The sequence below is a fragment of the Nocardioides sp. B129/18 genome, from assembly GCF_055282735.1.
Genome location: NZ_JBUZJI010000002.1, coordinates 25,040 through 47,831 on the forward strand (window position 1 = coordinate 25,040; position 22,792 = coordinate 47,831).

Annotated in this window: 21 protein-coding genes, 2 tRNA genes and 1 riboswitch; of the genes, 13 read left to right on the plus strand and 10 right to left on the minus strand. The window is 74.2% G+C overall.

Annotation, left to right across the window (positions count from 1 at the left end; all coding sequences use genetic code 11):
• Position 1: 1 nt before the first annotated feature.
• Entirely contained in the window at positions 2-1,426 is a 1,425-nt protein-coding gene (gene leuC / locus ACZDWJ_RS01770; RefSeq protein ID WP_463519196.1) for a 3-isopropylmalate dehydratase large subunit, read from the minus strand.
• Between the two features lie 254 nt (positions 1,427-1,680).
• On the opposite strand from leuC, the gene ACZDWJ_RS01775 reads away from it, so the two are divergent.
• Positions 1,681-2,403, plus strand: a complete 723-nt coding sequence (locus ACZDWJ_RS01775) for an IclR family transcriptional regulator (RefSeq protein WP_463519197.1) — start codon at positions 1,681-1,683, stop codon at positions 2,401-2,403.
• A 14-nt stretch (positions 2,404-2,417) separates the two neighbouring features.
• Here ACZDWJ_RS01775 and ACZDWJ_RS01780 read toward each other — a convergent pair whose 3' ends face one another.
• Positions 2,418-2,900 (minus strand): methylated-DNA--[protein]-cysteine S-methyltransferase, encoded by a 483-nt coding sequence (locus tag ACZDWJ_RS01780; protein ID WP_463519198.1) that lies wholly within the window; start codon positions 2,898-2,900, stop codon positions 2,418-2,420.
• A 2-nt stretch (positions 2,901-2,902) separates the two neighbouring features.
• Positions 2,903-4,444 (minus strand): AlkA N-terminal domain-containing protein, encoded by a 1,542-nt coding sequence (locus tag ACZDWJ_RS01785; RefSeq protein WP_463519199.1) that lies wholly within the window; start codon positions 4,442-4,444, stop codon positions 2,903-2,905.
• A gap of 139 nt (positions 4,445-4,583) precedes the next feature.
• Between ACZDWJ_RS01785 and ACZDWJ_RS01790 the strand changes: the two genes are divergently transcribed.
• Both ACZDWJ_RS01790 and ACZDWJ_RS01795 read left to right on the plus strand, forming a co-directional pair.
• Complete coding sequence (locus ACZDWJ_RS01790) at positions 4,584-5,792, plus strand: LCP family protein (RefSeq protein ID WP_463519200.1); 1,209 nt, start codon at positions 4,584-4,586, stop codon at positions 5,790-5,792.
• Between the two features lie 70 nt (positions 5,793-5,862).
• Positions 5,863-7,395, plus strand: coding sequence for an MXAN_6640 family putative metalloprotease (locus ACZDWJ_RS01795; protein WP_463519201.1), 1,533 nt, complete (start codon positions 5,863-5,865; stop codon positions 7,393-7,395).
• A gap of 45 nt (positions 7,396-7,440) precedes the next feature.
• Here ACZDWJ_RS01795 and ACZDWJ_RS01800 read toward each other — a convergent pair whose 3' ends face one another.
• Complete coding sequence (locus tag ACZDWJ_RS01800; protein WP_463519202.1) at positions 7,441-7,857, minus strand: organic hydroperoxide resistance protein; 417 nt, start codon at positions 7,855-7,857, stop codon at positions 7,441-7,443.
• A gap of 51 nt (positions 7,858-7,908) precedes the next feature.
• Here ACZDWJ_RS01800 and ACZDWJ_RS01805 point away from each other — a divergent pair, with 51 nt between their 5' ends.
• Positions 7,909-8,364: a MarR family winged helix-turn-helix transcriptional regulator gene (locus ACZDWJ_RS01805; RefSeq protein WP_463519203.1), complete on the plus strand. Its 456-nt coding sequence runs from the start codon at positions 7,909-7,911 to the stop codon at positions 8,362-8,364.
• A 95-nt stretch (positions 8,365-8,459) separates the two neighbouring features.
• Here ACZDWJ_RS01805 and ACZDWJ_RS01810 read toward each other — a convergent pair.
• From ACZDWJ_RS01810 to ACZDWJ_RS01835, 6 genes are all read right to left on the minus strand, one after another.
• A tRNA-Glu gene (locus ACZDWJ_RS01810) sits at positions 8,460-8,532 on the minus strand.
• A gap of 108 nt (positions 8,533-8,640) precedes the next feature.
• Positions 8,641-8,712 (minus strand) — tRNA-Gln (locus ACZDWJ_RS01815).
• A 54-nt stretch (positions 8,713-8,766) separates the two neighbouring features.
• The gene (locus ACZDWJ_RS01820) at positions 8,767-9,738 is read right to left on the minus strand and encodes a lysostaphin resistance A-like protein (protein WP_463519204.1); all 972 of its coding nucleotides are present in this window, start codon (positions 9,736-9,738) and stop codon (positions 8,767-8,769) included.
• Between the two features lie 44 nt (positions 9,739-9,782).
• Positions 9,783-11,237 (minus strand): glutamate--tRNA ligase, encoded by a 1,455-nt coding sequence (gene gltX / locus ACZDWJ_RS01825; protein WP_463519394.1) that lies wholly within the window; start codon positions 11,235-11,237, stop codon positions 9,783-9,785.
• 44 nt (positions 11,238-11,281) lie between these two features.
• Positions 11,282-12,091, minus strand: a complete 810-nt coding sequence (locus ACZDWJ_RS01830; protein ID WP_463519205.1) for a fumarylacetoacetate hydrolase family protein — start codon at positions 12,089-12,091, stop codon at positions 11,282-11,284.
• A gap of 154 nt (positions 12,092-12,245) precedes the next feature.
• Entirely contained in the window at positions 12,246-12,791 is a 546-nt protein-coding gene (locus ACZDWJ_RS01835; RefSeq protein ID WP_463519206.1) for a hypothetical protein, read from the minus strand.
• 101 nt (positions 12,792-12,892) lie between these two features.
• Between ACZDWJ_RS01835 and ACZDWJ_RS01840 the strand changes: the two genes are divergently transcribed.
• From ACZDWJ_RS01840 to ACZDWJ_RS01880, 9 genes are all read left to right on the plus strand, one after another.
• Positions 12,893-13,354 (plus strand): cytidine deaminase family protein, encoded by a 462-nt coding sequence (locus tag ACZDWJ_RS01840; RefSeq protein ID WP_463519207.1) that lies wholly within the window; start codon positions 12,893-12,895, stop codon positions 13,352-13,354.
• 19 nt (positions 13,355-13,373) lie between these two features.
• Entirely contained in the window at positions 13,374-14,246 is an 873-nt protein-coding gene (locus ACZDWJ_RS01845) for a 3-methyladenine DNA glycosylase (protein WP_463519395.1), read from the plus strand.
• Between the two features lie 37 nt (positions 14,247-14,283).
• Positions 14,284-14,643 (plus strand): hypothetical protein, encoded by a 360-nt coding sequence (locus tag ACZDWJ_RS01850; RefSeq protein WP_463519208.1) that lies wholly within the window; start codon positions 14,284-14,286, stop codon positions 14,641-14,643.
• Between the two features lie 153 nt (positions 14,644-14,796).
• Positions 14,797-15,999, plus strand: coding sequence for a formate-dependent phosphoribosylglycinamide formyltransferase (gene purT, locus ACZDWJ_RS01855; RefSeq protein WP_463519209.1), 1,203 nt, complete (start codon positions 14,797-14,799; stop codon positions 15,997-15,999).
• Positions 16,000-16,032: 33 nt separating this feature from the next.
• Positions 16,033-16,131: riboswitch (TPP riboswitch) on the plus strand.
• Entirely contained in the window at positions 16,121-16,822 is a 702-nt protein-coding gene (thiE, locus tag ACZDWJ_RS01860; protein ID WP_463519210.1) for a thiamine phosphate synthase, read from the plus strand. Its footprint overlaps the riboswitch before it by 11 nt.
• Positions 16,819-17,625 carry a bifunctional hydroxymethylpyrimidine kinase/phosphomethylpyrimidine kinase gene (gene thiD, locus ACZDWJ_RS01865; protein ID WP_463519211.1) on the plus strand — a complete coding sequence of 269 codons (807 nt, stop codon included), beginning with the start codon at positions 16,819-16,821 and terminating at the stop codon, positions 17,623-17,625. The genes thiE and thiD overlap by 4 nt, the downstream gene beginning before the upstream one ends.
• Before the next feature lie 65 nt (positions 17,626-17,690).
• Positions 17,691-19,202, plus strand: a complete 1,512-nt coding sequence (locus ACZDWJ_RS01870; protein ID WP_463519212.1) for a pyridoxal phosphate-dependent decarboxylase family protein — start codon at positions 17,691-17,693, stop codon at positions 19,200-19,202.
• Complete coding sequence (locus tag ACZDWJ_RS01875; protein ID WP_463519213.1) at positions 19,199-20,512, plus strand: lysine N(6)-hydroxylase/L-ornithine N(5)-oxygenase family protein; 1,314 nt, start codon at positions 19,199-19,201, stop codon at positions 20,510-20,512. Before ACZDWJ_RS01870 ends, ACZDWJ_RS01875 begins: the two co-directional genes overlap by 4 nt.
• The gene (locus tag ACZDWJ_RS01880) at positions 20,509-22,788 is read left to right on the plus strand and encodes a GNAT family N-acetyltransferase (RefSeq protein WP_463519214.1); all 2,280 of its coding nucleotides are present in this window, start codon (positions 20,509-20,511) and stop codon (positions 22,786-22,788) included. The genes ACZDWJ_RS01875 and ACZDWJ_RS01880 overlap by 4 nt, the downstream gene beginning before the upstream one ends.
• The last annotated feature ends 4 nt before the right edge of the window (positions 22,789-22,792 follow it).

Sequence of the window (22,792 nt, forward strand, 5' to 3'; positions counted from 1 at the left end):
GTCAGTTGCCTCCCGTGGTGGTGGCCGAGACGAGGTCGGCGGGCGAGGAGAGGGTGCCGCGCACGGCGGTGGCCGCGGCGACCGGCACCGAGACCAGGTGGGTGCGTCCGCCCTTGCCCTGACGTCCCTCGAAGTTGCGGTTGGAGGTGGACGCGCTGCGCTCCTGCGGGGCGAGCTGGTCGGGGTTCATGCCCAGGCACATCGAGCAGCCCGCGCCACGCCACTCGGCGCCGGCCTCGATGAAGATCTTGTCGAGGCCCTCCTCCATGGCCTGCAGGCGCACGCGCACCGAGCCGGGGACGACGAGCAGGCGGGTGCCGTCGGCGACCCGGTGGCCCTGGATGATCTCCGCGGCCAGGCGGAGGTCCTCGATGCGGCCGTTGGTGCACGAGCCGACGAAGACGGTGTCGACCTTGACCTCGCGCAGCGGGGTGCCGGCCTCCAGGCCCATGTACTCCAGCGCCTTCTCGGCCGCGACGCGGTCCTGCTCGTGCTCGAAGTCGGCCGGGGTCGGGACGACGCCGCCCAGCGGCGCGCCCTGGCCGGGGTTGGTGCCCCAGGTGACGAAGGGCGTCATCGTGGAGGCGTCGAGGACGATCTCCTTGTCGAACTGCGCGTCGGGGTCGGTGACCAGCGTGCGCCAGTGCGCGACGGCGGCGTCCCAGTCGGCGCCGGTGGGCGCCTCGGGCTTGCCCTCGATGTAGTCGAAGGTCGTCTGGTCCGGCGCGATCATGCCGGCCTTGGCGCCCCACTCGATGCTCATGTTGCAGACCGTCATGCGGCCCTCCATCGAGAGCTCCTCGATGGCCTGGCCGCGGTACTCCACGATGTAGCCCTGGCCGCCGCCGGTGCCGGTGTGCGTGATGAGGGTGAGGACGAGGTCCTTGGCGGTGACGCCCTCGGGCAGGCTGCCGTTGACCGTGACGGCCATCGTCTTGGGGCGCGCCTGGGTCAGGGTCTGGGTGGCCAGCACGTGCTCGACCTCGGAGGTGCCGATGCCGAACGCGATCGCGCCGAAGGCGCCGTGCGTGGAGGTGTGGGAGTCGCCGCAGACGATCGTCATGCCGGGCTGGGTCAGGCCCAGCTGCGGGCCGACGACGTGGACGATGCCCTGCTCGACGTCGCCGAGGGGGTGCAGGCGCACGCCGAACTCCTCGGCGTTGCGACGCAGGGTGTCGACCTGGGTCTTGGAGACGGGGTCGGCGATGGGCTGGTCCCAGTCGACCGTGGGGACGTTGTGGTCCTCGGTGGCGAGGGTGAGGTCGGGACGGCGCACGGGACGCCCGGCGAGACGCAGGCCGTCGAAGGCCTGCGGCGAGGTGACCTCGTGGATGAGGTGCAGGTCGATGTAGAGCAGGTCCGGCTCTCCGGGGGTCGAGCGGACGACGTGCTCGTCCCAGACCTTCTCGGCCAGGGTCTTGCCCATGACGCACTCCTTCGTGTGACCGTCGCGTGATGCGGAACGTGGGTGGACGCAGCCACGGCGCGGACGGCATGGATGGCCGCGTCGCACCGCGTGCCTGCCGACCATACGACCATCGTCCCACTGAATGAGACTGGCGTCTTGCCATATGAGACCTTCCGCCTTGTGTCACGGTCGGACGTCGGCCAGGATGAGGTCCCGGTGAGGCACGCGTCACAATGCTTGCATCCCATGATCCGAGACGCGAGTATTGCCATATGGACAGCAGTGGAGTCGGCGTTCTCGACAAGGCAGCCCTCGTCCTCACCGCCCTGGAGTCGGGGCCGGCCACGTTGGCCGGACTGGTGACGGCCACCGGGCTGGCCCGTCCCACGGCGCATCGCCTCGCCGTCGCCCTCGAGCACCACCGTCTCGTGGCGCGCGACATGCAGGGTCGCTTCGTGCTCGGCCCCCGGCTGGCCGAGCTCTCCGCCGCCGCCGGCGAGGACCGCCTGCTGGCCACTGCCGGCCCCGTGCTGGCCCGCCTGCGCGACATCACCGGCGAGTCCGCGCAGCTGTGGCGACGCCAGGGCGACCACCGCGTCTGCGTCGCCGCAGCCGAACGTCCCTCGGGCCTGCGCGACACCATCCCCGTCGGCTCGCAGCTGACGATGCGCGCGGGCTCCGCCGCCCAGATACTGCTGGCCTGGGAGGACCCGGACCGCATGCACCGCGGCCTGCAGAACGCCGCCTTCTCCGCCGCCGCCCTCTCCGGCATCCGTCGTCGCGGCTGGGCGCAGTCGGTCGGCGAGCGCGAGCAGGGCGTCGCGTCGGTGTCCGCGCCGGTCCGCTCCCCCAGCGGCAAGGTGATCGCCGCGGTGTCGGTGTCCGGCCCGCTCGAGCGGCTCTCGCGCCAGCCCGGCCGCATGCACGCCCCCGCGGTGCTCGCCGCGGCCGAGCGGCTCTCGGAGTCGCTGCGCCGCGCGGCCGCCGAGGGCTGATCCTCGGATCGGCCTCAGATCTGCAGGGCGCCCTGCTCGAGGTCGAGCAGACGCCGCTTGCGCTCCAGCCCGCCCGCATATCCGGTGAGGGTGCCGTTGGCGCCGATGACGCGGTGGCACGGGATGACGACCGGCAGCGGGTTGCGGCCGTTGGCCAGGCCGACGGCGCGCGAGGCGGCCGGCGTCATGCCGATGGCCCGGGCGACCTCGCCGTAGGTGGCGGTGACGCCGTAGCCCACCTCCCGCAGCGCGCCCCAGACCCGCTGCTGGAACTCCGAGCCCTCCGGCGCGAGCGGCAGGTCGAAGTCGTGGCGGTCGCCGTCGAAGTACTCCGCCAGCTGCGAGCGCGCGGCCGCGAGCACCGGGACGTCGTCGTCGCGGGTGCCGCGCGGACGCCCGTCGCCGTCGGTCCAGGGATGGAACTCGATCGCGGTGAGCGCGCCGTCGTGCTCGACCACGCGCAGGGGTCCGATGGGGGTCTCCAGGACGGTCCACATGGTCAGGTCTCCTCGGCTGGAACGGCGGGATCGGCGGGATCAGCAGGATGGGTCAGGGGGACGGGGACGTCGGCCAGCGCCCGCTGCCAGACGTGGGCCAGCGCGTAGCTGCGCCAGGGCCGCCAGGACTCCCCCAGCGCCGCGACGCCCCGGGCGTCGCCGGGCCCTCCGAGCCGCGCGACGACGCGTCGCACCGCGAGGTCGGTGGGCAGCCAGACGTCGGGGTCGCCGAGGGCGCGCAGGGCCACGTAGTCGGCCGTCCACGGGCCGATCCCGGGCAGCGCGAGGAGAGAGGCGCGCACCTCCGCGCGGTCGGCGCCGCGATCGAGGACCACCGCGCCGGCGGCCAGCGCCCCCGCGAGCGTCACCAGGGCCCGGCCCCGGGCGCGCGGCATCGGCAGCGTCTCGGGGTCGACGGCGGCGAGGGTGGCCGCGCGCGGGAAGAGCCGCGAGAGGCCCGGGAAGGCCGAGACGACGACGTCGCCGTGCTCGTGCACGATGCGGCCGGTGACGGTGCGGGCACCGGCGAGGCTGACCTGCTGGCCGACGATGGCGCGCACGGCGAGCTCGTCGCCGTCGGTCTGGCCCGGCATCCGCAGCCCCGGCAGCGCCGCGACCAGCGGGCCGAGCACCGGGTCGGCACCGAGGTGCTCGTCGACGGCGACGGGGTCGCAGTCGGCGTCGAGGAGCCGGCGGGTGCGCTCGAGGGCGGCGGTGGTGTCGCGCAGGTCGCCGAGCTCGAGGTCGGCGACGACGTGACCCACGCCGGGCACGGCGGCCTCGTCGAGGAGCGGCGAGAAGTCGATGCGCACGGCCCCCGGGCCACGGGGCAGGTCGAGGGTGCGCGCGTACCAGTCCGGGCCGGCGGCCTCGACGCCGGCGACGGCGTGGAGGGCGAGGAAGGCGTGGGCCTCGCGCGCGGCGTAGGGCGTGCGGACGGCGATGCGCAGCCGCAGCGTGCCGGGAGCGGCGGGCAGCGAGCGGCGACCCCGCAGGTCCGACGGCGTGCCGGCGTAGACCTCGCGGACGGTGTCGTTGAACTGGCGGACGCTGGAGAACCCGGCGGCGAAGGCGACGTCGGCGCAGGAGAGCTCGGTGGTCTCCAGGAGCGTGCGAGCCACCCGGGCGCGCTGGGCGCGCGCCAGGGCGAGGGGGCCGGCGCCGAGCTCGGACTGCAGGATCCGCCCGAGGTGGCGCGAGGTGTAGCCGAGCCGATCGGCCAGGCCCTCGACGCCGTCGCGGTCGACGACGCCGTCGGCGATCAGGCGCATCGCCCGGCCGGCGACGTCGCCGGCGACGTCCCAGTCGGGGCTGCCGGGGGTGGCGTCGGGGCGGCAGCGGCGGCACGAGCGGTACCCGGCGGCCTGGGCGGCCGCGGCGGTCGGATGGAAGGTGACGTTGCCGGGCGCCGGGGTGCGGGCCGGGCAGGAGGGACGGCAGTAGATGCCGGTGGTGCGCACGGCGGTGTAGAAGACGCCGTCGAAGCGCCGGTCGCGGGAGCGCACCGCGGCGTAGCAGACGTCGTGCGCGGGAACCGGGGCCATGCCGCCATCCTGCCCCACCGCGGGGCGGCGTTCTGGCGGGAATCGGACGCGGCGACGCCAGGGCCTCCCGGGCCCGTGCGGACCGCGAGGTCGGAGGTTCGCACCCGCGGTGACCACCTGTTTGGGAGGATCGGTGATCGTGAGTCGTTCCAAGCACGCTCGGCGCCGTGCAGCGCGCCCGCACCACCACGTCGTCCTGCGGGTGATCCTGGCCTCGCAGCTGTGCCTGGCGCTGCTCACCGGACTCACCGTCGTGCTCGTCTACAACCACCTCGACGGCAACCTGCGCACCGAGGACCTCGGCGGTCGCGTGACGGTGGACCCCAAGAAGGTGGCCGTCTCCGGCCCCCGCGAGCCGCTCAACATCCTCGTCATGGGCTCGGACTCCCGCGACGGCGCCGGCAACGACATCGACGGCCAGAAGGGCGGCGGCGAGCGCTCGGACACCACGATCCTGCTGCACGTCTCCGCGGACCGGAAGGAGGCCTACGGGGTCTCCATCCCGCGCGACACCCTCGTCACGCGGCCCGACTGCAAGGCCAAGGACGGCTCCGACATCCCCGGCGCCGACCTGCAGATGTTCAACAGCGCCTTCTCCGCCGGCGGCGCCGCCTGCACCATCTCGACGGTCGGCGCCATCACCGGCATCCACATCGACCACTGGGTGGTCGTCGACTTCCGCGGCTTCCGCGACATGGTCGACGCCGTCGGCGGCGTGCAGGTCTGCATCCCCCGGCCGGTCGACGACCGCCAGCACGGCATCGTCTTCGACGCCGGCACCCAGGTGCTCAAGGGCGAGCAGGCGCTCGACTACGTCCGCGAGCGCTACGTGCTCTCCACCAACTCCGACATCGGCCGCATGAAGCGCCAGCAGGCCTTCATCGCCTCGATGATCAACAAGGTCTTCTCCGCCGGCACGCTCGCGCGCCCCGACCGCATCTACAACTTCCTCGACGCCGCCATCGGCTCGCTGCGCCTCGACCAGGGGCTGGGCAGCCTCGGCAAGCTCGTCGACCTCGCCCAGCAGTTCGGCTCCACCGGCCTGGGCGACATCCGCTTCGTCACCGTGCCCTTCGAGGCCTACAAGCCCGACCCGAACCGCCTCGTGCTGGCACCGGAGGCCGCCGAGCTGTGGAAGCGCATCCGCCTCGACCAGCCGCTGGGCTCGCAGTTCTCCTCCGGCTCGATCACCGCGGCCGCGCCTCCGGGCGGCACGGCGTCGAGCTCGCCCAGCGCCAGCCCCAGCAGCAGCCCCAGCGGCACCGCCAGCCCCAGCCAGAGCCCCAGCGCCTCGCCCAGCGACTCCGCCCAGGCCCAGGAGAACCTCGCCAACGGCCTCTGCGCCTGACCGCACCTGCCACCTCCCGCCACCCATCTCGGACCACCCGCCCCGGACGGTCCTCGACCCTGGAGGGTCCATGCACCGTCGCTCGTCCGTCCCGCTCCTCGCCACGCTGGCGCTGCTCGCCGCCTCGCTCGCGGCCCCCGCCCTGGCCTCCTCCACCGCCGCCTCCTCCTCCGGGGGCGCCGACGATCCCTCGCGCACCGCCGCGGAGGCCTCGCTCGCGCGGGTCGAGTCCCTGCTGGCGCCCGTCGGCACGGCGGCGCGCCGCGCCGTCGCGGCCGACCCGTCGTCCTTGACCGACGCCAGCATGGCGCTGAACGACCTGTGGCAGCGCCGGGGCGCCCTCGCCCGCACCGACCGCGCCCGTGCCGACGCCCTCCTCGCCCGCCCCAGCAGCGGGCGGGTGCGCTGTGCCAGCGTGTGCGTGCACTACACGACGTCGGGGGCCAACCGGGCGTCGTCGGCCTACGTGAGCCGGGTGCTGACCGTGCTCGACCACGTCCGCAGCACCTACGCCGACGCCGGCTACCGGCGTCCCCCCGCCGACGGTCGCGCGGGTGGCAGCGGCCGGTTCGACGTCTACCTGCGCGACCTCGGCCCGCAGGGCCTCTACGGCTACTGCCAGCCCGAGAGCCGCACGAAGGCCGGCACGCGCACCGCGACGTCGTTCTGCGTGCTCGACAACGACTTCAGCCGCAGCCAGTACCCCGCGCACTCCTCCACCGACAACCTGCGGGTCACCGCGGCCCACGAGTACTTCCACGCCGTGCAGTTCGCCTACGACTACGGCGAGGACACCTGGCTCATGGAGGCCACCGCGACGTGGGCGGAGGACCAGCTCTACACGCGCGTCAACGACAACCGCCAGTACCTGCGCACCAGCCCGATCAGCACGCCGTCCCGCTCGCTCGACGACGGTTCGAGCCGCGACACCTGGGTCTACGGCGACTGGATCTTCTTCCGCTACCTCTCCGAGCGCTACCCCGCCCGCTACGGCTCGATGCCGCGCATCATCCGCGACCTGTGGCGCGAGCTCGGCACCAACCGCGGCGAGCCGGACGCCTACTCCATCGAGGGCGTCGACGACGTCCTCGCCGCGCGGCCGGTGACGTTCGCGAACGTCTTCGCCGACTTCGCCTTCGCGCTGCGCCACCCTGCCGGCTCGTTCTCCGAGGGCGCGGCCTACACGCGCCTCGTCCCGACCCCCGCGCGGCTGCGGCCGGGCAGCGGCTCGGTCGTGCGGTCGGTCGTGCTGCGGCACCTGGCCAGCTCCTCGACCTCGGTCTACGCCACCGACGTCACGACCGGCGAGGACGTGCGTCTCGACGTGCAGGTGCCCTCCGGCACGGGCTCGCGAGTGCTCCTCGACGTCGTGCAGGCCTCAGGCGGCCACCGGCTGACCCGCGTGCCCCTCGACGTCACCGGCGCGGGCAGCGTCGTCGTGCCGTTCTCCAGCGGCACGGTGCGCAGCGCCGAGGTGGTGCTCGTCAACGCCGGGCTCGACTACGACTGCGGCCGGGGCACGACCTGGTCGTGCCAGGGCACCCCGCTCGACGACGGGCGCGGGAGCGTCCGCGCGACCGCGGTGACGCCGACGGCCCCCTGACCGGACTCAAGGTCCGGCCGGGAGGCCGTCGGAGGGGTCGATCGCTCAGGCAACGGTGAGGGTGACCTCGACGTTGCCGCGGGTGGCGTTGGAGTACGGGCAGACCTGGTGGGCCTGCTCGACGAGGCCCTGGGCGACCTCGCGCTCGACGCCGGGCAGGGTGATCTCCAGCTGCACGGCCAGGCCGTAGCCGCCGGAGCCGTTGGGGCCGATCGAGACGTCGGCGACGACCTCGGAGTCGGTGACGTCGGCCTTGGCCTGCCCCGCCACGATCCGCAGGGCGGAGTGGAAGCAGGCGGCGTAGCCGGCGGCGAAGAGCTGCTCGGGGTTGGTGGCGCCGCCGGGTCCGCCCATCTCCTGGGGGACGCGGACGTCGGCGTCGATGTGTCCGTCGAGGGAGCGGACGTGGCCATTGCGGCCGTCGCCAGAGGCGACGGCGCTCGCGGTGTAGACGGTCTCCATGCGAGAAACGTATTGCGCGCAATTGAATCGCGCAAACGCTAAAGTGGGGGCATGTCGTCGACCGTCCCTCCGCAGCTGGCCCTGGACGCCCAGGTCTGCTTCCCCCTGCACGTGGCGACCCGCGCGGTCGGACGCCGCTACGCGACCCTGCTCGCCGACGTCGGCCTGACCTATCCGCAGTACCTCACGATGCTGGCGCTCTGGGAGGCCGAGCAGCCCCTGACCGTCGGCGGGCTCGGCGAGCGGCTGCACCTGGACTCCGGCACCCTGACGCCGGTGCTCAAGCGCCTGGAGGCCGCCGGGCTGGTGGTGCGCCGCCGCGACGCCGCCGACGAGCGGCGCGTGCTCCTGGACGTCACCGCGGCCGGCGTCGCCCTGCAGGAGCAGGTGGCCGACGTGCCCCAGCGACTGTGGGACTCGCTGGGCCTGGACCCCGAGGACGCTGTGCGGCTGCGCGACATCCTGGGGCGGGCGCTCGAGGGGCTCGGGGAGGAGCCGCTCCCCTGAGGCCGAGCCCCCCTGAGGCCGAGACGCGAGGAGGCGTGCCCCGGAAAGGCGTCAGGCCCCAGTCCTGGAGAAGGACTGGGGCCTGATCTGCTCTGTACCCCCGACCGGATTCGAACCGGCGCTACCGCCTTGAGAGGGCGGCGTGCTAGGCCGCTACACAACGGGGGCGTGAGCTCGGGACCGCCTCGCGGTGGGCCCTGACTGCCTGCGGAACTCTAGCCTCAGCCGTCGTTCTCACCAAATCGCGGGGGTCTCACGAGGAGGTCCTGCGACTCGCTGGGGTACTAGGACTCGAACCTAGACTAACTGAACCAGAATCAGTCGTGCTGCCAATTACACCATACCCCAAGGGGCATCGGGCCGACGCTGCTCGCGCACCGCGTCCCGAACCGAGAGCAGACCTTACACGCGGGCTTCCGGGGCCACCAATTCGGCCGCCGGCGCCGTCGTCGCGAGCCCTCGACGCCGGGCCGCGGGCAGCACGAGGGCGACGAAGACCAGCGACTGCGTGAGCGTCACGACGATGCCCCACCAGGAGGACTCCCGCGGCTCGAGCACCGTGGCGATGTCGCCGAAGGCCAGCGCCGCGCCGTAGGCCAGCAGGTTGTTCAGCACGTGCATCGCGATGCCGGCCTCGAGGCCGCCGGTGCGCACCACGAGGTAGCCCGAGACCAGGCCGAAGGCCAGGCGATCGGCGAAGACCGGCGGGTCCTGCGCCCCGTGGGCGAGCGCGAAGAGCACCGCCGGAAGCACGATCGCGAGCCACTGGCGTCGCAGCAGCACCCCGAAGACCTGGGTGAGGTAGCCGCGGAAGGCGTACTCCTCCCCCGCCGCCTGGAGGGGCGTGAGCAGCAGGACGACGAGCACGAACCACCACGTCGTGGACGTCATGGCGTTCAGGCCGCTGCCGTCGTCCTGGGTGGAGGCGGCATCGGTGGGGACGAACGAGCCGACGACGAGGGTGACCAGGAGGGTCGCCGCCGCGAGGCCCAGGCAGGTGACCAGCCAGCGCCAGCGGATGCGGCCGGCGACGCTGGCCACCCAGCCCGGCCGCAGACCGTGCAGCACCCGGACGATCAGCCAGACCGTGGGGATCGCGCTGGCCAGGGTCAGGTTGACGAAGGCCAGCCCCACCGGCGAGAGGTCGGTCGTGGAGGTGAGCCGGTCGAGGGCGTCCTGGCCCCCCACGCCGGCCACGGCGTAGCCCGCGACGAAGACGACGACCAGAACCACCTGGATGACCACCAGGACGCTGGCCAGCAGCGCGACGACGCCGAGCAGCGAGCGCCACCAGGCCGCCTGGCCGCGCAGCAGCAGCCGGTCGTAGGCCAGGGGTTCCTGGGGACCCTCGAGGGGCGCGGCGGAGGTGCTCACCCCTCCAGCCTGCCAGGCGGGCCGGAGGGGTGGCGGCTCGTCGCTCAGACGGAGGCGGGCTCCAGCGCCGAGGCCAGGCGCGCCAGCGAGCGCTCGCGGCCCAGCAGCTCCATCGACTCGAAGAGCGGCGGGCTGACCCGGCGTCCGGTGATGGCCACGCGCACCGGGCCGAAGGCGACGCGCGGCTTGAGACCGCGCTCCTCGACGAGGGCGGTCTGCAGGGCGTCCTGGATGGCCTCGGTGCTCCAGACCTCGAGCGCCGCCACGGCGTCGTGGGAGGCCTGCACGATCTCGCGGCCGGCCTCGTCGAGCAGCTTCTCGACGTCGGCGGGCTCGCGGGTGAAGGCGGCCTCGTCGACGAAGAGGAAGCCGAGCATGTCGGGCGCCTCGGCGAGCTTGTTGATGCGCTCGGCCACCAGCGGCATCGCCTGCTCGAGGAGCTGGGCGTCGGCGTCGGAGACGGGGTCGGAGACGACGCCGGCGTCCTGGAGGAACGGCAGCACGCGGTGCTGGATCTCCTCGACGGAGAGCAGCCGCATGTGCGAGGCGTTGATGGCGTCGCACTTCTTGAGGTCGAAGCGCGCCGGGTTGGGGTTCACGTCGCCGATCTCGAAGGCCTCGACCATCTCCTCGGTGGAGAAGACGTCGCGGTCGGCGGCGATCGACCAGCCCAGCAGCGCCATGTAGTTGAGCAGGCCCTCGGGCAGGTAGCCCTGGTCGCGGTAGGCCAGCGCGTTGGCCTCGGGGTCGCGCTTGGAGAGCTTCTTGTTGCCCTGGCCCATGACGTAGGGCAGGTGGCCGTAGGCCGGGGTCTCCTCCGCGACGCCGACGGCCTTCAGCGCGTCGAAGAGCGCGATCTGGCGGGGTGTGGAGGAGAGGAGGTCCTCGCCGCGCAGCACGTGGGTGATGGCCATCGTGGCGTCGTCGACCGGGGCGGTGAGGGTGTAGAGCGGGTCGCCGTTGGCGCGGCACAGCGCGAAGTCGGGCACGTACTGGGTCTCGAAGGTGACCTCGCCGCGGACGAGGTCGTCCCAGGTGATCGACCCCTCGGGCATGCGGAACCGCACGACGCTCGTGCGGCCCTCGGCCTCGAAGGCGGCGCGCTGCTCGGCGCTCAGCTCGCGGCAGAAGCCGTCGTAGCCGACGACCTTGGAGCCCAACTCCTTGCGCCGCGCCTCGACCTCGTCAGTGGTGCAGAAGCAGTCGTAGGTGTACGACGACTCCGCCAGCCTCGCGAGGACGTCGCGGTAGAGGTCGCTGCGCTCGGACTGGCGGTAGGGGCCGTAGGGGCCGCCGACCTCGACGCCCTCGTCCCAGGTGAGGCCGAGCCAGGCGAAGAGGTCGAGGATGCCGCGGTAGGACTCCTCGGTGGAGCGCTGCTTGTCGGTGTCCTCGATGCGCAGCACGAAGGTGCCGCCGTGGTGGCGCGCGAAGGCCCAGTTGTAGAGGGCGGTGCGCACCAGGCCGACGTGGGGGCTGCCCGTCGGGGACGGGGCCATGCGGACGCGGACGGGACGCTCGGAGGTCGTGCTCACGGGGTGGTTCACCTTGCCTTGACGGAGTTCGTGAGGGTGCCCAGGCCCGCGATCGAGACCTCGACCTCGTCGCCGACCTGCATGGGACCGACGCCCTCGGGGGTGCCGGTGAGGAGGACGTCGCCGGGCAGGAGCGTCATCACCGAGGAGACGTGCGCGATGAGCGTGGGGACGTCGAAGATCATGTCGGCGGTGGAGCCGTCCTGGACGACGTCGCCGTTGAGGTGGGTCTGCAGGCGGACTCCGTCGATGAAGTGCTGCGGGTCGAGGTCGGTCTCGATCCACGGGCCGAGCGGGCAGAAGGTGTCGAAGCCCTTCGCGCGGGTCCACTGGCCGTCGGAGCGCTGGAGGTCGCGGGCGGTGACGTCGTTGGCGATGGTGTAGCCGTGGATGACGTCGGTGGCCTGCTCGGCCGGGACGTCGCGGCAGATGCGCCCGATCACCACGGCCAGCTCGCCCTCGTAGTGGAGGTCCTGGGTCTGGCGCGGGTAGGAGATGGCGTCGTCGGGCCCGATGACGCTGGTGTTCGGCTTGAGGAACATCAGGGGCTCCTCGGGCACGTCGTTGCCCAGCTCCGCGGCGTGCGCGGCGTAGTTGCGGCCGATCGCCACCACCTTGCTGCGCGGCAGCACCGGCGCCAGCAGCCGGACGTCCTCGAGCCGGTGCTGCTGCTCGAGGAGGCGGACGCCGACGTAGAGCGGGTCGCCCGCGAGTGCGACCACGACGGCGTCGGGGTCGGGCTGGCCGTAGGAGTCGAGCTCCCCGGTCAGCACGCCGTACTGGGGGTCGTCACCGGTGGTGAATCGGACGATGCGCACGGCTCCGACCCTAGCGAGGGGGCTCGGGGTGGGCCGCATCCGCGGGGTGGTGAAAGATTCGGCGGCCAACCGCCGAAGCTTCAGCGGCCAGCCGCCGAGACGCACGGTGAGCGTTCGAAGGTTCGAACGCCCACCGAAAGATTCCGTCGTCCTCTCAGGTGAGCGCGCCCGAGAGGTAGAGCTCGGAGGGGCAGCCGAAGGAGTACGCCCGCGGGAGCCCGCCCGGCGAGGCCGGCGCGACCTTGCGCTGGGCGAGGTCGACGAGCAGCCGCGCTCCGGCGCCGTCGCGGACCTCCCACACCGCCGCGCCCCGCGAGCCCACGACCCGCGCACCCGCCCACAGCCGCGCCGGCGGCACCGGGTTGTCGGTGCGCTGGGCCCAGGCGCGGCAGGTGGCCTCGGTCTCGCGGAAGAACGCCAGGGCGCCGGGCGCGCCGTCGGCCGCGGCTCCTCCCCCGGTGCTCGGGGTGCCCGGACTGCTCGTGACGCTCGGCGTGCTCGCCGACGCGGACTCCGAGGGGTCGTCGCTCGGCGACGCGCTGGCCGTCGGGCTCGGGGACGCCGTCGGGCTCGTCGACGCGGTCGGGCTGACCACCCCGCTCGACTCCGGCTCGGCGTCGTCGCTGCAGGCGGCCACGCCGCCGAGGAGCGTCGCGAGCAGGCCGGCGGCGAGCAGTCGGACCGGACGCGTGCGGGTCATCGGGGCTCCTCTCGGGGCGGGCGCCCGAGCGGGGGCGCGGGCGGGCGTGCGCGTCCACCCTCGCACGAGGAGGACGACGTCGGCGCTGGGAGGATCACCCCATGACCTTCCCGAGCGCCCGCCCCCTGGACGACGCCGACGAGGAGCTCCTCGCGCTGGCCACCGCGACGATCGACGCGCAGACCGACGCCGCTTCCGCCGAGGACGACGGCGTCCACACCGTCGGCGCGGCGGTCCGGTGCGCCGACGGCCGCGCGTTCGTCGGCGTGAACCTCTACCACTTCACCGGCGGGCCCTGCGCGGAGCTGGTCGCGCTCGGCGCCGCGCGCGCCGGGGGCGGTCGCGCGGTGTCGACGATCGTCGCCGTCGGCAACGGCGGCCGCGGGGTCCTCGCGCCGTGCGGTCGCGACCGACAGGTGCTGCTCGACCTGCATCCCGACTGCCGGGTGATCATTCCGACCGCGGACGGTCTGCGCAGCGTCGGCGTCCCGGACCTGCTTCCGGGCGCCTACGTCTGGCCGGGAGCGGCCGGCGACTCGGGGTCCGGGGCCGACCCCGCCTAGCCTGGCCGCCGTGATCTCGATGAGCCGCGCGGAGTGGGAGCCCCGGGCCGCCGCCCACCGCGCCCGGCTCGCGCCCTACGTCGAGCCGCACCTGGAGCGTCGACGCGCGGGCGATCCGCACCCGGTGCACGACTTCCTCTTCACCTACTACTCCCACCGCCCCGCGCAGCTGCTGATGTGGCACCCCGGTCTGGGCGTGCGGCTGGAGGACGCTCCCGAGCACGAGGCGCTGGCCGCGTACGAGGACGGCGCCGTCACCGACGACCTGCTCGAGCGACGCCGTCCGATCTCCGAGGCGGTGCGGCGCCTGCTCGTCGCCACCCTCGGACGTCCGGCGAACCTGGGCTGCTTCGGCCTGCACGAGTGGGCGATGGTCTACGGCGCCGACCGCGGCCCGGGCAGCCCGCAGACCCGCCACCCCCTGCCGCTGCGGCTGGGCACCACCGGCACCGACGCCGTCGTCGAGGGCCACCGGATCGCCTGCACCCACTTCGACGCATACCGCTTCTTCACCGAGCCCGCCCGCCCGCTCAACACCCTCGCGCCCGGCCGCGACGACCGCCCCGCCTTCGAGCAGCCGGGCTGCCTCCACGCCGGCATGGACCTCTACAAGCACGCCTTCCGGCTCAGCCCGCTGCTGCCCTCGGACCTCGTGGCCGACTGCTTCGAGCTGGCCTGGGACATCCGCGTCCTCGACATGCGGGCCGCGCCCTACGACATGAGCGGCTGGACGCTCGACCCCACCGGCGAGCCCTGGACGCCGGTGCCGATCGAGACCGCCGAGGGCAAGCGGGAGTACGCCGAGCAGCAGCGGATCTTCAGCGAGCGGGCCGAGCCGATCCGGCGCAGCCTCCTCAAGGAGTGCGAGCGGCTGCTGACGGGGCAGGCCTGAGGCGAGCCGCGGCACCCGGGCTGCGAGACTCGAAGCCGTGCCCGCGATCACGAAGCTCGCCAACGTCCTGATCGAGGACGCCTCCTCGCCCCTGGAGGCCGCGCCCGGCTTCAAGCGCCAGATGGACCGATGGCGTCGACGCGACGGCGGGCTGTGGGTCGGCGGACGGGTGACGTTGTCGGAGACCGAGCTGGTCTTCGCCGCCAACGCAGCCAACCGCGCCGTCCAGAGCGGCACGATGGACGTGACCGTCGATCTCCGCCAGATCCAGGACGTCCGGTTCACGAAGGCCCTCGGCATGAACATCGTCGACGTCGGCTGGCCCGGCGGGCGACTGCGGATCCGCTGCTACGGCGCGAAGCGGTTCGCGGCGGCCGTCGAGGCCGCGCGGCGCTGAGCGCGCGGTGGCCCACGGCACCGCGGGACCCCGCGGAACCTGACGCTCAGTCGCGCGCGTGCCGTCCCGGCCCACGCGCACAGCTCGCGGGGCGGCGCCCACCCCGCCCGGTCGAGCACGACGCCGTTCCCGCTCACCTGCCACACTCGCCCCGTGATCGGCACCCCGCTCTCTGCCTCGTCCACCACCGCGCTGCTCCTCGGCTCGGGTGAGCTCGGCAAGGAGGTGGTGCTCGAGCTGCAGCGGCTCGGCGTCGAGACCGTCGCGGTCGACCGCTACGCCGACGCCCCGGCCATGCAGGTGGCCCACCGCAGCCACGTCGTCGACATGCAGGACGCCGACGCGCTGCGCGCCGTGCTGCGCGCCGAGCGGCCCGACGTCGTCGTACCGGAGATCGAGGCGATCGCCACCGGCGTGCTCGCCGAGCTGGAGGCCGCCCAGGAGTGGCCGCTGCGGGTCGCGCCCACCGCGCGGGCCACGGTGCTGACGATGAACCGCGAGGGCATCCGGCGGCTCGCCGCCGAGGAGCTCGGCCTGCCGACCTCGCCGTACGCGTTCGTCGACACCCTCGAGGAGCTCACCGCGGCGGCCGACGAGCTCGGCTGGCCGGTGGTGCTCAAGCCGGTGATGTCGAGCAGCGGCAAGGGCCAGTCGCTCGTCCGCTCCCCCGACGACCTCGCCGCCGCCTGGGAGTTCGCGCAGACCGGCGGCCGCGGCAGCCAGAGCGCGCGGTGCATCGTCGAGGGCTTCGTGGCCTTCGACACCGAGATCACCCTGCTCACCGCCCGCCACGTCGACGGCACGCTGTTCCTCGACCCGGTGCTGCACCGCCAGGTCGACGGCGACTACGCGGAGTCGTGGCAGGAGGCGCCCGAGGACCGCACCGTCTCCGAGGCGCAGCTCGTCGAGGCCCAGGACGTCGCCCGGCGGATCACCGACGCGCTCGGCGGCTTCGGCCTGTTCGGCGTCGAGCTGTTCCTGACCGCCGACGGCGTGGTGTTCTCCGAGGTCTCGCCGCGGCCCCACGACACCGGCCTGGTGACGCTGGTCAGCCAGGACGTCAGCGAGTTCGCCGTGCACGCGCGCGCCGTCCTCGGGCTGCCGGTGGCCGCCACCCGCTGGCCGGGCGCCGCGGCGTCGTGGCCGGTGAAGGTGGAGGGCCACGGGGTGCCGTCCTTCGACGGGCTCGAGGCCGCCTACGCCGTCGACCCGAGCGTGCAGGTGCGACTGTTCGGCAAGCCGCGGGTCGAGGGCGAGCGCCGGGTCGCGGTGACCCTGGCCCGCGGGGCCACCACCGCCGAGGCGCGCGATCGCGCCCGTCGCGCCGCCGAGGCGCTGCGCGTCACGCTCGACTGACGGATCCCCGACCGGCGTCCCGCTAGGTTCGACAGCACGTGGCCGGGGTGCCCTCCATCGGGGAGGGCTGAGATCACACCCGCCGAACCTGATCCGGCTAGCACCGGTGGAGGGAGCCGACGTGGGACATCTCCGTCCTGATCCCAGCAACGACCTGAGGGACGCCCTGGGCCTCTACCTCGTCAGCCGCCCGATCCCCGATCCGCCCGAGGGCCCGGGCCTGCCGGCGATCGCGGCGCAGGCGGTGGCCGGCGGCGTCGGCATCGTGCAGGTGCGCGAGAAGCACGCCGACACCGCGCGTCGTCGCGCGCTCGCGCTCGCGGTGCGGGAGCACTGCCCGGGGGCGCTGGTGGTGGTGAACGACGACCTCGAGGCGGCGGCCGCGGTCGACGGCGTGCACGTCGGCCCCGACGACGCCCCGCCGACGGTGGCGCGCGAGCGGCTGGGACCCGACGCGGTGGTCGGCTGGTCGCTGCACGACCGGGCCCAGCTCGACGACCTCGACGCGCTGCGCGCCTGCTCCTACCTGGCCGCCGCACCGGTGTGGCCGACGGCCAGCAAGCCCAGGCACACCGAGCCGTGGGGCCTCGACGGCGTCCGCTGGATCGTGGACGCCCTGGCCGAGCGCGGTCTGCCGATCCCGGTGATCGGCATCGGCGGCGTCGACGCCGCCAACGCCGCCGACGTCGTGCGGGCCGGGGCGGTGGGGGTCGCGGTGATCAGCGCGATCCTCGACGCCGACGATCCTGCGACCGCGGCGGGCGCTCTGCGTGCGGCAGTGGGCACGGCAGTGAGCAGGGCGGCGAGCACGGGGGACGCATGAGCGCGCGCGAGCCCGTCGTCCTCACCATCGCCGGCTCCGATCCCTCCGGCGGCGCCGGCCTGCAGGCCGATCTCAAGACCGCGACGGCGCTCGGCTGCTACGGCGCGAGCGTCGTCACCGGGCTCACCGTGCAGGACACCACCGGCGTGCACGGCGTGCACCCGGTGCCGCCGGAGGTGGTGCGCGCCCAGCTCGACGCGGTGGCCGCCGACCTCGACGTGCGCGCGGTCAAGACCGGCATGCTCGGCGACGCCGCCCTCGTGCGCGCCGTGGCCGAGGGCCTGGACGCGTCGCTGCCCGGGGTGCCGCTGGTGCTCGACCCCGTCATGGTCGCCACCTCGGGTCACCGCCTGGTGCCCGCGGACGCCGTCGCCGCGATCGCGGAGCTGCTGGTGCCGCGGGCGCTGGTGGTGACGCCGAACGCGCCGGAGGCCGAGGTGCTCACCGGCACCGCCGATCGCCCCGAGGCGGCGCGGCGACTCCTCGCGATGGGCGCGCGCTGGGCGCTGGTGAAGGGCGGGCACGTGCCGCGCGACGGCGTGGTGACGGACCTGCTCGTCGACGCCGACGGCGAGCGGCGGCTCGAGGCGCCCTGGCTCGACACCCCGCACACCCACGGCACCGGCTGCACGCTCGCGGCCGGCATCGCCGCACGGCTCGCACTGGGCGACGACGTGCCGGACGCCGTCGCCGCCGCGCACGCGTTCCTCCAGGGGGCGCTGCGCTCGGGCGCGGGGCGGCTGGTGGGCCGCGGCCACGGTCCGGTCGACCACCTGTGGCGGCTGCGGGGGTCCGTCGACTGACCCCCGATCCGGCAGGCACTTCAAGTTAGGTTAGGCTCGCCTTACCTACTCGGAAGGACGCCTTCATGCCCCCCTCTCCCGACGCGCGGCACCTCGTCCACGCGCGCACCGCCGACCACCTCGACGCCCTGCTGCGCACCGGCCTCACGCACCTGCACGGCCGGCTCGCCGCGGCCACCCGGCCGCACACCGGCGCCGACCCCGCCGAGGTCGCGGCCCGCGTGGCCGCCGTCGACCTCGACCGTCCGCTGGCCGACCCGGCCGCCGCGCTCGCCGAGCTCGACGCCGTGTGGCTCGACGACGCCGTGTGGTTCCACGAGCCCGGCTACGCCGCCCACCTCAACTGCCCGATCGTCGCGCCGGCCGTGCTCGCCGAGCTCCTCACCGCCACGGTGAACCCGAGCATCGACACCGTCGACCAGTCGATGGGCGCCACGTTCATCGAGCAGCGGCTCATCGGCTGGACCGCCGGCCTCCTGGGCTTCGACGCCGACCGCGCCGACGGCGTGTTCACCCCCGGCGGCACCACCTCGAACCTGCAGGGCCTGCACCTGGCCCGCGACCACGCCCGCGAGCGCACCGGCGCGCCGCTGGAGCGCCTGCGCGTGCTGGCCTCGGCCGACGCCCACATGAGCGTCGACCGCGCCGCGCGCCTGCTGGGCCTGGCCCCCGACGCGGTCCTCAGCGTGCCCGTCGACGCCCGCCGCCGCATGGATCCCGTCGCCCTGGCCCGCAGCCTCGAGGCGATCCTCGCCGCCGGGCTGGTGCCCGCGGCCGTCGTCGCCACCGCCGGCACCACCGACCACGGCGCCATCGACCCGATCGAGGCGATCGCCGCCGTGCTCGACGAGCACGTCGCCACCCACCCCGACGCCCATCGCCCCTGGCTGCACGTCGACGCCGCCTACGGCGGCGGGCTGCTGCTCTCGGCCCGGCACCGCGGCCGGCTGGCCGGCGTCGAGCGCGCCGACTCCGCCACCGTCGACTTCCACAAGACGTTCTTCCAGCCGGTGGCCTGCAGCGCGATCGTCGTGCGCCAGGCCGACCACCTGCGCCACGTCGCCTGGCACGCCGACTACCTCAACCCCGCCGACGGCGGCGGCACCGGCGTCCGCCCGGCCGACCAGGTGGCCAAGACCCTCCAGACCACCCGCCGCTTCGACCCCCTCAAGCTGTGGCTGACCCTGCGGCTGATCGGCGCCGAGACCCTCGGCTCCTACGTCGACGCGCTCGTCGAGCTGGCCCGCGCGGCGCACGCCGACCTCGTCGACGACCCGCGCATCGAGCTGCGGGCCGCCCCCGAGCTCTCCACGCTGCTGCTGCGTCCGCGTCCAGCCGACGACTCCCCTGCCGCCGCCGACGCCGTCGACGCCCTCGTGCCGCTCGTGCGCCACGACCTCGCCCGCGAGGGCCGCGCGCTCGTTGCCTCCACCCGGGTCGACGGACGCCGCTGGCTCAAGCTCACGCTGCTCAACCCGATGGCCGGGCTCGACGACGTCCGCGCCATCGTCGAGGAGATCGCCTCCGCCGCCGACCGCCGGACGCGCGCAGCCGCGACCGCGGGAGCCCGCGCATGAGCGGCCACGTGCACGACCTCGTCGGCATCGGCCTGGGTCCGTTCAACCTCGGCCTAGCGGCGCTCGCCGAGCCGATCGACGACCTCGACGCGGTGTTCCTCGAGGCGCGCCCGCGCTTCGAGTGGCACCCCGGCCTCATGCTCGACGACGCCACCCTGCAGGTGCCGTTCCTCGCCGACCTCGTGACGCTGGCCGACCCGACGTCGCGCTGGTCGTTCCTGGCCTGGCTCAAGGCCACCGGCCGGATCTACCCCTTCTACCTGCGCGAGCACTGGCACCCGCTGCGCCGGGAGTACTCCGACTACTGCCGCTGGGTGGCCGAGCAGCTGGCCTCGGTGCGCTTCGGCTGGCCGGTCACCAGCGTCGAGCACGACGGCGAGGCCTACGTCGTCCGCACCGCCGGCGGGGAGACGCTGCGCACCCGACGCCTCGTGCTCGGCGTCGGCTCCCAGCCGCAGGTGCCCGACGTCGTGCGGCGCGCCGGCGGGCCGTGGACGCACACCGGCGACTACCTGCGTCACCGCGAGCGGCTGCAGCGCTGCCGCCGGATCACGATCGTGGGCAGCGGCCAGAGCGCCGCCGAGGTCTACCGCGACCTCCTCGCCGCCAGCCCCGAGCACGACTACGAGCTGGTCTGGCTCACGCGCAGCGCCCGGTTCTTCCCGCTGGAGTACACCAAGCTCACCCTCGAGCTCACCTCGCCCGAGCACACCGCGTACTTCCATGCGCTCCCGCCGCGCCTGCGCGACCAGCGCCTCGAGGAGCACCAGTCGCTCTACCGCGGCATCAGCGCCGACCTGATCGACGAGATCTCCGACCTGCACCACCGCCTGCGCGCGCTCGGCCACGGGCCGCGCACGACGCTGGCGGCCGGCTGCGCGCTCGAGGACGCCGTCTGGGACGGTCGCGAGCACCGTCTGACGCTGCGCCAGCGCGACCTCGACGAGCCGTTCGAGGTCGCCACCGACGGCCTGGTGCTCGGCACCGGCTACGCCACCCCCGTCCCGTCGTTCCTCGACCCCGTCCGCGATCGGCTGCGGCTGGACGCGCAGGGTCGCTACGACGTCAGCCCCCACTACGCGGTCGACCGCGCCGGAGGAGAGATCTACGTGCAGAACGCCGAGTCCCACACCCACGGACTGGTGGCCCCCGACCTCGGGATGGGCGCCCACCGCAGCTCGATCATCCTGCGCGAGGTGCTCGGCCGCGAGGTCTACCCGATCGAGGAGCGGGTGGCCGTGCAGACCTTCGGCGTGCCGCAGGGCCTCGAGGTCCTGCCGGGCCGCGAGCGGGCGGGAGCGCTGCGATGAGGACCGGCCTGACCTTGGAGCCGCTGGTGCTCGACGACGCCACCGTCGCCACCCTCCACGCGTGGGTCACCCACCCGCGTGCGGTGTTCTGGCAGATGGGCGACGCCACGCCCGCCGAGGTGCGCGAGGCCCACGAGGCGCTGCTCGCCGACCCGCACCACCGCGTCCTGCTGGGGCGGGTCGACGGCGAGCCGGCGTTCCTCGCCGAGCTCTACGACCCCGCGCTGGCGCAGGCCTCGGAGATCGCCCACCTCGACGAGCTGGAGCCCGGCGACCTCGGCATGCACGTGCTGCTGGCCCCACCCCGTCGCCGGGTGCCCGGCCACACCCGCGCCGTCATGGCCGCCGTGCTCGACGCCTGCTTCGCCGATCCGACGGTGCGGCGCGTCGTCGTCGAGCCCGACGTGCGCAACGAGGCCATCGCGCGTCGCAACGCCGAGGCCGGGTTCCGGGTGCTGCGCGAGGTGCCGCTGGCCACCAAGACCGCCGCGCTCAGCGTGCTCGAGCGCGCCGTGCACGAGCAGCGACGTCCGCGCGTCGACGACCACCTGCGTCCCGACGTGCTCGCCGCCGCCCAGCGCCACCTGGTCACCAAGGCGCTCGGTGAGCTGAGCCACGAGCGGGTGCTGACGCCGCGCCGCGACGCCGACGCGTGGGTCGTCGACGGCCTCGGCGTGGAGTACCGCTTCCACGCACAGGTGCAGCCCGGCGAGCACTGGGCGATCGAGCCCGACAGCGTCGAGCGGCTCGTCGACGGCGCGCCCACCGAGCTCGACGTCCAGCGCCTCGTGCTCGACCTCGTCGACGTGCTGCCGCTCGGCGACGGCGTCCTGCCGCTGTACCTCGAGGAGCTCGCGACCACGCTGGCCGGACGCTGCTGGCGACTGGCCCACCCCGGCCCGTCGGCCCGCGCGCTGGCCGACGCCGACCACCTGACCGTCGAGGGCGCCATGACCGACGGGCACCCCGGGTTCATCGCCAACAGCGGCCGCATCGGCTTCGGCGTCACCGACCAGCACCGCCACTCCCCCGAGTCGGCCGCCGGGCTGCGGCTGCAGTGGCTGGCCGCCCGCCGCGACGCGACGCTGCTCTCCCTCGGGGAGGGAGTCGAGGTGGAGACGCTGCTGCCGGGCAAGGAGTGCCGTGACCGGTTCGACGCACGGCTGCGCGGCCTGGGCCTCGACCCGGCCGACTACCACCTGCTCCCGGCGCACCCCTGGCAGTGGGAGCACACGCTGACGACGACCTTCGCCCCCGACCTCGCGCGACGCGACCTGGTGCACCTCGGCGAGGGCGACGCCGTCCACGTGCCGCTGCAGTCGCTGCGGACGATGGCCGACGTCGACGACCCGACGCGGCCCTACGTCAAGACCGCCGTGGCCGTGCGCACGATGGGCTTCACCCGCGGCCTGTCCCCGGCCTACATGGCCGACACCCCGGCCATCAACGACTGGGTGCACGCGCTGGTGACCTCCGACCCCGAGCTGCGCTCGAGCGGCTTCGAGGTGCTGCGCGAGCGGGCCGCGATCGGGTACACCGGCGACGTCTTCCACGCCACCGACGCCACCGCGTCCGCGCCCCAGCGCAAGATGGTGGCCGCGCTGTGGCGCGAGAACGTCTCGACCCGGCTGGCCGAGGGCGAGCGGGCGATGACGCTGGCCGCGATGCTGCACCGCGACCCCGACGGCGTCCCGCTGCTGGCCGCGCTGATCGAGGCCTCCGGGCTGTCGCCCGAGGCGTGGCTGGCCGACCTGCTGCGGGCCTACGTGCGTCCGCTCGTCCACTGCCTGCTGGCCCACGACCTCGCGTTCATGCCGCACGGCGAGAACGTCATCGTCGTGCTGCGCGAGCACCGGGTGGTGCGCACGATCGGCAAGGACGTCGGCGAGGAGATCGCGGTGCTCTCCGAGCGTCCGCTGCCGGAGGCCTGCGAGCGGGTGCGGATGCTGGTCGGCGACGACGAGCGGGCGCTGCCGATCCTCACCGACGTCGTCGACGGCGTCCTGCGCCACCTCGCCGCCCTGGCCCAGGACGCCGGCCTGCTCGACGTCGAGCGGTTCTGGGCGCTGACCCGCGCCGTGATCGAGGAGCACGCCGCCGACCACCCCGAGCTGGCCGACGCCGTCGCGCACTACGACCTGCTGCGACCGCGGTTCCGGCACTCCTGCCTCAACCGGCTACAGCTGCGCAACCCGCGCACGATGGTGAGCCTGGACGACCAGGCGTCGTCGTTCCTCTACGCCGGGTGGCTCGACAGCCCGCTGGTCCACGGCTGACGGC